The sequence below is a fragment of the Brachyspira catarrhinii genome, from assembly GCF_005518285.1.
Taxonomy (GTDB): Bacteria; Spirochaetota; Brachyspiria; order Brachyspirales; family Brachyspiraceae; genus Brachyspira; species Brachyspira catarrhinii.
The window spans coordinates 1-5,851 of record NZ_SJDU01000133.1; the positions used below are offsets into that span (position 1 = coordinate 1).

The 5,851-nt window shown below is 32.0% G+C and carries 7 protein-coding genes; 5 read left to right on the forward strand and 2 right to left on the reverse strand.

Features of this window, described 5'->3' with window-relative positions; all coding sequences use genetic code 11:
- Positions 1-195: hypothetical protein (locus EZH24_RS06260; protein WP_137998276.1), on the reverse strand; the 195-nt coding region annotated here is incomplete at its 3' end.
- Between the two features lie 51 nt (positions 196-246).
- Positions 247-669 carry a hypothetical protein gene (locus EZH24_RS06265; protein WP_137998277.1) on the reverse strand — a complete coding sequence of 141 codons (423 nt, stop codon included), beginning with the start codon at positions 667-669 and terminating at the stop codon, positions 247-249.
- Positions 670-1,048: 379 nt separating this feature from the next.
- On the opposite strand from EZH24_RS06265, the gene murJ reads away from it, so the two are divergent.
- The 5 genes from murJ to EZH24_RS06290 all read left to right on the forward strand — a co-directional run bounded on the left by murJ (position 1,049) and on the right by EZH24_RS06290 (position 5,803).
- A complete protein-coding gene (gene murJ, locus EZH24_RS06270; RefSeq protein ID WP_137998278.1) occupies positions 1,049-2,656 on the forward strand; it encodes a murein biosynthesis integral membrane protein MurJ in 1,608 nt (535 codons plus the stop codon).
- A 74-nt stretch (positions 2,657-2,730) separates the two neighbouring features.
- A complete protein-coding gene (locus EZH24_RS06275) occupies positions 2,731-3,048 on the forward strand; it encodes an HPr family phosphocarrier protein (RefSeq protein ID WP_137998279.1) in 318 nt (105 codons plus the stop codon).
- 47 nt (positions 3,049-3,095) lie between these two features.
- Positions 3,096-4,475: a GntP family permease gene (locus EZH24_RS06280; RefSeq protein WP_137998280.1), complete on the forward strand. Its 1,380-nt coding sequence runs from the start codon at positions 3,096-3,098 to the stop codon at positions 4,473-4,475.
- A 24-nt stretch (positions 4,476-4,499) separates the two neighbouring features.
- Positions 4,500-4,934 carry a dUTP diphosphatase gene (gene dut / locus EZH24_RS06285; RefSeq protein WP_137998281.1) on the forward strand — a complete coding sequence of 145 codons (435 nt, stop codon included), beginning with the start codon at positions 4,500-4,502 and terminating at the stop codon, positions 4,932-4,934.
- Positions 4,935-4,984: 50 nt separating this feature from the next.
- On the forward strand, positions 4,985-5,803 hold the full coding sequence (locus tag EZH24_RS06290; RefSeq protein WP_137998282.1) for a hypothetical protein: 819 nt from the start codon (positions 4,985-4,987) through the stop codon (positions 5,801-5,803).
- Positions 5,804-5,851: the final 48 nt, after the last annotated feature.

Sequence of the window (5,851 nt, forward strand, 5' to 3'; positions counted from 1 at the left end):
TGTAGAAAGCGGTCTTTTTTTCAAATATAAAAGAAAAGCCTCTCGAGATAGATTATATTTTTTTTGAAAGAATAATTTTTCTGCGTTAAAAAATTCTCTGTCTAAATTCACATTTCCGCTCGGAGCTAAATTTTGAGCGAACGATAAATTAAATAAACTAAAAAATATAATAAAAACAATAATAATTTTCTTCATAACAAAATCCTAATGCATTAAAAAATCGAATATATTTAAATATTAAAACTATTAATTTTTTATATAGTCAAAATAATTATTAAAGAGAGAAAATAAAATATATTCGCTGTAGCCTCTCACTTTTTTTTCTTTATCCAAAACATCGTTTAAGAATTCAAAAGTTTTATCGTTTGGATTTTCTATATAATAAATTCTTTCTTTATTTAGTAAATTAGGATTTTTTTTAAGCGCTCTTACAAGCGATATTTCTTTTAATTTATTTTTTTTATCTTCTCTACTGTTATAATAAGAAAATAGTCTTTTCGACAAATCCTCGAATATAATTTTATTATAAGTAATAGCCCTTCTGACATCCGTATCAATTTCTATATCTCTATTGTTTAACTCTCCGCTAAATAAAGCGATAGAAACCGCGGATTTTATATCGAGAATAGTCGCTTTTTCTTCCTTTATCTTGAATTTTTTACTTTGCATAAATTAAAATACGCCTTTAAATATAGTTATATAATATATCGACAATACTAATATTTTGATTAGATATTTTGATTGGAATAAAAATCGTCATTGTGAATAAGGTGAAGTAATCAAAAAAACCGAATACTTAAGTTTTAGAATTTGTTAACTTTCCTAATAACAAGGGGTAGTTACCCCTTGTGTGCCTATCTTTGAATTGTTAACGCAAGGGGTTGCAACCCCTTGTTATAATAGACTTGGATTGCTTCGATTTATAAATAAATCTCGCAATGACGAAATAATCATTGTCATTGCGAGGCTACTGCCGAAGCAATCTATATAAGGGCTTGCAACACACTATTTTATATATATAATGTAACAAACCATTTTAGAGATTTTTATGCAGGAAAATTCGGATAATACAAAAATAAAATCAAAAATCGCAAAATCATCGCTCAAAATGTCAGTTGTGACGGCAATAAGCAGATTATTCGGACTCGTTCGCGACCAAATACAAGCGGCGTTGCTAGGAACTACTTTCATAGCGGACGCTTTTGCAATTGGTTTTATTCTTCCAAATTTATTAAGGCGACTATTTGCAGAAGGAAATATGGTTGCAAGTTTTATTCCCGTGTTTACCGAACTTGAAAAAGAAAAAGGCAAAAACGAATCGAAAAAATTTTTTAGGGCAATTTTTACGCTTTTAACTTTAATATTAATCATAATCGTTTTAATCGGAATAATAATCTCTCCCCTACTCATCAAACTTTTATATAAATCTGCCGATAAAGAAGCTCTCGATTTGGCTACAAATCTGTCAAGAATAATGTTTCCTTATCTTTTGTTTATTTCTTTGGCGGCTTTGATGCAGGGAATTTTAAATATAAGAGGATATTATTCGATTTCGGCGGCGAGTCCGATTTTGCTTAATATCGTTATAATTTCTACGGCTTTAATTTTTTATTTCTTTTTCCCAAATGTTTTTGAAAATATGTCTTATGTTTTTAGTATTGCAGTTTTAATCGGAGGATTCGTTCAATTTTTTTATCAAATGCCATTCGTCAAAAAGTTAGGATTTAGTTTTAAGCCTTATTTTTATTTTAAAGATATTTATGTTATTAAAATGATAAAACTTTTTGCGCCTGGAATTTTTGGAGCGAGTATTTATCAAATCAATCTGCTCGTTTCCACCGCATTCGCTGGAGCTATTGGAGAAGGCAGAGTTTCGGCGGTAACTTTCGCAAACAGAATACATGAATTCGTTTTGGGAGTTTTTGCCGTGAGTATCGCAACCGTTATGCTTCCAACTTTAAGCAAATTATTAGTCGATGGAAAAAAAGAAGAGGCGAAAGACACTTTGGGTTATTCTTTAAGATTAGTCGCTTTGATAACCGTTCCCGCTACTTTCGGATTTATTATTTTAGGAAAAGAAATCGTAGAGACAATTTTTCAATACGGAGCTTTTTCTTCCAATTCAACTTTATTGGTTTCAAACGCTTTAAGATATTTATCGGTATCTTTATTTTTTGTAGCAAGTTATAGAATAATCGTTCAATCGTTTTACGCTATGAAAGACATGAGAACTCCCGTTTATACGGCTTTTTTTTCTTTTGTCATAAATGCTTTAAGCAATTATTTATGCGTTTATATTTTTAATTTCGATATAATAGGAATTTCAATTTCAAGCGTATCGGCAAATATAATCTCATTTTGCATATTGTATATTTTATTAATGAAAAAAATGAAAACAAAAACCATAATAAATAAAAAAATCGGAATTTTCAAAACTTTTTTATCGAGTCTATTAATGGGAATGTCGGTTTTTTCTTTAAAATATTATTTTTTATCCGCTCCACAATATTCAAAAATTATTTTCATATTAAAAGTTTTTCTAATAATATTTGTTGGAATAATTATTTATTGCATTGCAAATATAATTTTTAAGAATGAAGATTTTTTATCTTTTATAAATATTTTTAGTAAAAAGATTATTAAGAAAAAATTATAATATATTTTTATATTGAAAATTATAAATAATATTATATAATTAAAACATAAATAATAAATTTGGATTATTTCATTATGACATTAACGAATGTTGTAACCATAAAAAGTAAAAACGGCATGCATTTAAGACCCGCGGGAATTTTGTCTCAAATATCGAGCAAATCGGAATATTCGGATATCGGAATATTTTTGCTTTATAACGGAGTGAGAGCCGATGCAAAAAGCGTATTTAATATAATGGGACTCGGTGCTTTTCAAGGAGCGAATTTGATACTCGAAATAGAATACGAAGACGAAAAATTGGAAGAAACCGCCAAAAGCGCCGAAAAAGAATTGATTGATTTTTTTGAAGAAGGTTATATTCACGCCGAAGTTCCAGAAGAAGAAATATAAAAAACTTAAATAAAATTTATAAAATAATTACTTTTTGAGGATATTTAATGATTAGTTATTTTTCAATAATTATGCTTATCATATCCATAGCTATGCTTATGATTTTGACTATAAAGTTTCAAGCTCATCCTTTCATCGCTATGATTTTAGTCGCAATATTCTTGGCTTTCACTTTGCATGTTCCGTCAAGTAAAGAAGCGGACTCGATTACCGAAATATCCGCTTTAATAGGAAAAGGTTTCGGTTATGCGCTTTCAAATGTGGGAGTAATAATCGTATTGGGAAGCATTATAGGAAATATACTCGAAATGTCGGGGGCGGCTTTAAAAATGGGCGAAGTCGTTATAAAAATAGTCGGCAGATACCATCCCGCGATTGCAATGAATATACTCGGCTTTATAGTTTCGATTCCCGTTTTCTGCGATTCGGGTTATTTGATTTTGACTCCTTTAAGAAAAGTAGTCGCCAAAAAAACGGGAGCGTCTCCCGTAGCTTTGTCAATTGCCTTATCCACGGGACTTTACGCCTCGCATGCCTTAATTCCCCCTACTCCCGGACCAGCGGCGGTCGTTAATTTATTCGATTTGAAAGGACATTTACTCGCCGTAATTATTATAGGTTTGATTGTGGCAATTCCAACTTCGTTAGTCGGAGCTTTTTACGGAATATTTATTTCAAAATATATTCAAAAACCGAATTATGTCGACAAATCTCCCACTTACGAAACTTTGATTAGCGATATTGGAGAGCTTCCGTCTGCTTATAAATCTTTCGCTCCAATTTTTGTCCCGATAATATTAATGGCGTTTGGAAGTATTGTTAGATTTTTTCCTATAGAATTAAACGATTTGATTAAAAAAGTGTTTATATTTTTGGGCGAACCTTCTATGGCTTTGTTTGTCGGATTTTTATGTTCGCTTTCTCTTACTCGTAAATTCAATAAAGAAGAAATTCATATGTGGATTGGAGACGGCATAGCGAGTTCGGGAAGAATATTGGCGATAGTCGGCGCGAGCGGAGCGTTTGCCGAAGTATTAAAATCTACAGAACTTGTAAATTATATTCCGCAGTTAAATAATATAATTCCTTCCGCAAGTTTGGGACTTATATTTATTTTCGCGGTATCTTCTTTAATAAAAATAGTTTTGGGTTCTTCAACAATAGCGGTTGTGACTGTCGCTACGGTATTCGCTCCGTTTTTGGAAACTTTGGGACATACTACGGTAATATCGCAAGTTTTGGTTTTAATGGCAATCGGAGCGGGTTCGATGGTTGTCTCTCATGCAAACGACAGTTATTTTTGGATAGTTGTCGAGCTTTCGGGCTTGAAAATAAAAGACGCTTATAAGGCGAGAACTTTGGCTACTTTGGTTCAGGGAATAACGGCGCTTATTATTATAATGGCGATTTCATTTTTATTCCGATAATTTAAAATATAAGGAAAAATATTTATGATTAAAATAAAAATAATTAATAAATCTAAAAATCCTTTGCCGAAATATCAAACGGCGGGAGCGTCTGGTTTGGATTTGCATGCGAATGTGGAAGAGCCTATAATAATGAAAAAAAACGATATAGTTTTAATTCCAACGGGATTATATTTGGAAATACCAGAAGGATACGAGGCGCAAGTGAGGAGCAGAAGTTCGCTTGCCTTAAAGCATGGAATATTTTGTCTAAATTCTCCCGCCACTATAGACAGCGATTATAGAGGAGAGTTAAAAATCATATTGGCGTCTTTAAGCGAAGAGCCTTTTACCATTAATTTTAGAGATAGAATCGCTCAAATAGTATTTTCAAAAGTGGAAAAAGTCGAATTTGAAGAGGTTGAAAGTTTATCCGAATCGGTTAGAGGCGAAGGCGGTTTCGGAAGCACGAATAAATAATCGAATAAAAACTATTGAATAATTTTTTTGTTTATACTATAATTAACATAATGAAAAGTTTATTAAATTTTATATTTATATTAAATATTATAGCGGTAGTATCATGCGGACTTCCCGATGTGACAAGTATAGTGCAGGAAATGAATCAGCCTTTCATTACAAAACTTATCCCGGGAAATAATAGCGTGACCGTTGAATTTCAAGCTCAAAATAACGAGCCAGCGTTTAGCGGTTATAATATATATTTCGGAGATAGCGTAAATCCTCAAAGGTATAGATTGTATAATTCTCAAAAATCCCGCCCTACAATCATAGTCGGCGCATCTCAAAATATAAACACATATACTTTTACGATAGAACCGAGAGGCTATTACTCGGAAGGAAGCGGAGAGGTGCTGACTCTTACGGAATCTCAATTGCAAAACGGAATTCCTATATATGTATGGGTAAGCGCCTATCAAATAACGCCTCAAGCTGAAAGTTATTATTATTACGATAATTATGTAAAGATGGCTACTCCTCGCCCAGAATCTTCGAATCAAACTATAAGTTCGGGAAGCACTATTACAAGCGGAGGTAGACAATTAGCCGTTTTATCTGGGACTGCTGGAAATTTGCAATTTCAAAATGTTGCAAACGGAACTATTCAAATGACGGGAGGAACTTCTTTAAACGATATAACCGTTCCTCCAACTGACGGATACGGAAGCGCTTCTCTCACCGTTACAGTGCAGAGATTATATTTAGTTAAGATAACGGAAGGAAACGATAATAATTATTACGGAAAAATATTTGTTCAGAGCGTAAACGGGGAAAGCATCACGATAGATTATTGTCATCAACCGAGCGCAAATATATTGAGTTATTGATTATGAAAAAAATTATATTTTTGATTTTTATATTATTTATATTTAATT

Coding starts and splice junctions, on each gene's coding strand:
- EZH24_RS06265 (WP_137998277.1), bottom strand. CDS start 669: ATGCAAAGTAAAAAATTCAAGATAAAGGAAGAAAAAGCGACTATTCTC.
- murJ (WP_137998278.1), top strand. CDS start 1,049: ATGCAGGAAAATTCGGATAATACAAAAATAAAATCAAAAATCGCAAAA.
- EZH24_RS06275 (WP_137998279.1), top strand. CDS start 2,731: ATGACATTAACGAATGTTGTAACCATAAAAAGTAAAAACGGCATGCAT.
- EZH24_RS06280 (WP_137998280.1), top strand. CDS start 3,096: ATGATTAGTTATTTTTCAATAATTATGCTTATCATATCCATAGCTATG.
- dut (WP_137998281.1), top strand. CDS start 4,500: ATGATTAAAATAAAAATAATTAATAAATCTAAAAATCCTTTGCCGAAA.
- EZH24_RS06290 (WP_137998282.1), top strand. CDS start 4,985: ATGAAAAGTTTATTAAATTTTATATTTATATTAAATATTATAGCGGTA.